This is a genomic window from Kitasatospora sp. NPDC057512, assembly GCF_042802135.1.
Lineage (GTDB): Bacteria > Actinomycetota > Actinomycetes > Streptomycetales > Streptomycetaceae > Kitasatospora.
The window spans coordinates 1-2,667 of the sequence record NZ_JBHVET010000948.1; the positions used below are offsets into that span (position 1 = coordinate 1).

Genomic DNA, 2,667 nt, shown 5'->3' on the forward strand with positions numbered 1-2,667 from the left:
GCCTGTGCGGGTGGACGCGGACGAACGGGTGGTGCGGGTGGTGTCGGACGGGCGTTTCCGGGGCAGCCGCTCGGGTGTCGGGCCCGTCGTGCGGCCTCGGGTCTCCCGGACGGGGGCGGCACGTGGGGCGGTGCGGTTCGTTCGAGGAGGAGAGGACAGGGGAGAGGAGGAGCACATGGGCGGGTGGATCGACTCCGGGTGGGGCGGCGACCGGCTGGACCTCGACGCCTATCTGTCCCGGATCGGGTACCGGGGGGAACGCGAGCCGACGCTGAAGGTGCTGCGCGCGCTGCACGCCGCCCACATCGCCGCGCTCACCTTCGAGAACCTGGAGGTCGTCCTGGGCCGGCCCGTCCGACTCGACCTGGAGTCCTTGCAGGCGAAGATGGTCCGGGGCCGACGCGGGGGCACCTGTTGCGAACAGACCCTGCTCTATGCCGCGGCCCTGGACGCGATCGGCTTCACCTTCACCGCGACGGCGTCACGCGTACGCCTGGGAGAGGAGCGGATCCGCCCGGCCACGCACATGTCGCTGCGGGTGGAACTCGACGGCGAGGTCTGGTTCACCGACGTCGGCTTCGGCGCCGAAGGCCTCCTGGAGCCGCTACGGCTGCGCGACGGCGAGATCGCCCGGCAGTCCGGCTGGACGTACGGGCTGGTCCGCGAGGAGGGCCCGACCCCGGGCGCCGCCGGACCGTTGGTGCTCCGGCGGCTGAGGCACGGCGGCTGGTTCGACCTCTACGCGATCGGGACGGAGCCACGCTTCCCCGTCGACTTCACCGTGACCAGCCACTTCACCTCCACGCATCCCCGCTCGCCCTTCCACGACAAGCTGCTGGTGCAGAAGCCGGCGGCCGATCGGCGGCTCGTCCTGCGCGACACGGAACTCACCCGGCTGCTACCGGACTTGACGGAGGAGAGCCGCCGGGTGTCGGCGGGGGAGCTGCCCGGGCTGTTGAGCGGGGAGTTCGGGCTCGCGCTGGACGCCGAGGACACCGCCGTGCTCGTCGCACGCCACGAGGCGGAGTGCTCTACGCCGGGGGCGACGCCGCTCTGGTGAGGAAGCCGTCGATGAGGGTGTCGACGGCGAGGCGGAACCGCTCCTCGGCGTCGCCGGCGACGAGTTGGGCGGCGTGGGCGGTGATGAGGGGGAACGCGTCGGGCGACTGGGCCGTGAAGTGCCGGTACAGCTCCTCGGCCTGCTCGTGGTGGCCGACGGGTCGTGCCTCGGCTTCGACGGCGGCGTGGTGCACCAGGGTGGAGAGGAAGTCGGCGGCCCATGCCGCGTCCTGGGGAGTGAGGCCCCCGGCGAGGAGGACGGCGAGCATGTTCTCCAGCGGGCGCAGGACCGCCTCGCTCCGGGGCGGCACGGTCGTGAGCGTCATGGCGATCCCGGGGTGGGCGGCCAGTGCGTCGCGCAGGCGTCCCAGGAGCGTGTGCAGCTGGTCGCGCCAGTGCGCCGGGTCGGCGGTCTCGAGCTCGACCGTCGCGAAGATGCGGTCCTGCATGGCGTGGATCAGGCCCTCGCGGTTGGCCACGTAGACGTACAGCGAGGCGGGCCCGGTGTCCAGGGCGGTGGCGACCCGTCGCATCGACACGGCCGGCAGCCCCTCCGAGCGCAGGACCTCCAGGGCCGCGTCGACGACGGCCTCCTCGCTGAGCGGCGGCTTGGCCGGGCGGTCGCGGGTCGAACGGCGGCGGGTGGGGGGCATCGGGGATCGGCCTTCTGCGAGGGGAAGCGGGAGCAGCACTCTAAGCGACTGCCCCCTTCGTTAGAACGAACAGCATTCGTGACGTACGCTGTTCGTCCAGCGTCGTCCACGCCTTCCGGGGAGGCCACCATGACCGACAGGACCGCACTCATCACCGGCGCAGGCCGGGCCGCCGGGCTCGGCATCGCCGTGGCTCGGGCTCTTGCCGCCCAGGGCCACCACGTCATCGTCACGGCCCGCGACGGCGGCCAGGCCGAGGAGCGGGCGGCCGTGCTCCGCGCCGAGGGCTTCAGCGCGGAGGGCCTCCGCCTCGACCTCGCCGACACCGACGACTTCGCGCGCGTCGCCGACCACGTCAGGGACGGGCACGGCCGCCTCGACGTCCTCGTCAACAACGCCAGCTGCATGCCCGACTTCGACACGCTCTCCCTGCTGGACGCCGACATCCAGTACGTCCGTACGGCACTCGACGTCAACGTCGTCGGGGTGTGGGCCCTCGTCCAGGCCCTGTCCCCGCTGCTCCGGGCGGCGCCCGCGGCCCGGGTGGTGAACGTTTCGAGCGGGGCGTACCAGCAGATCGCGGCCGGGGCCGACTATCCCCGGCAGGTGGGCGCCCCGGCGTACTCCTTCTCCAAGTACGCGCTCAACGCCCTCACCGCGAGCCTCGCGGCGACGTTCCGCGGCACCGGCGTCCTCGTGAACGCCGTCGACCCGGGGCGGGTCGACACCCACCCCGAGCTCGGCGTCGACGAGGAGGACCGGCCCGCCTCGGAGAGCGCCGTGTGGGTCGCCCGGGCGGCGACCCTGCCCGCCGACGGGCCCACCGGCGGCGTCTTCTACGACGGCGAGCGCGTCGCCTGACTACGGGGGACGGCCTGCCGCCGTGCCCGCCCCGGAGCCCCACCTCTGCCGTTCGGAACGGAGTCCACGATGAAGTCAGTGCGGTTCAGCCGCC

The 2,667-nt window shown here is 73.2% G+C and carries 3 protein-coding genes; 2 read left to right on the forward strand and 1 reads right to left on the reverse strand.

The annotated features are described in order from the left end of the window. Positions 1 to 175 precede the first annotated feature (175 nt). Positions 176 to 1,060 (forward strand): arylamine N-acetyltransferase, encoded by an 885-nt coding sequence (locus tag ACFU6K_RS36080; protein ID WP_380670426.1) that lies wholly within the window; start codon positions 176 to 178, stop codon positions 1,058 to 1,060. On the opposite strand, the gene ACFU6K_RS36085 is transcribed toward ACFU6K_RS36080, so the two are convergent. After that, complete coding sequence (locus tag ACFU6K_RS36085; RefSeq protein ID WP_380670428.1) at positions 1,032 to 1,712, reverse strand: TetR/AcrR family transcriptional regulator; 681 nt, start codon at positions 1,710 to 1,712, stop codon at positions 1,032 to 1,034. The two genes, ACFU6K_RS36080 and ACFU6K_RS36085, sit on opposite strands and share 29 nt — an antisense overlap. Positions 1,713 to 1,841: 129 nt before the next feature. Between ACFU6K_RS36085 and ACFU6K_RS36090 the strand changes: the two genes are divergently transcribed. Then, a complete protein-coding gene (locus ACFU6K_RS36090; RefSeq protein WP_380670430.1) occupies positions 1,842 to 2,573 on the forward strand; it encodes an SDR family NAD(P)-dependent oxidoreductase in 732 nt (243 codons plus the stop codon). Positions 2,574 to 2,667 lie beyond the last annotated feature (94 nt).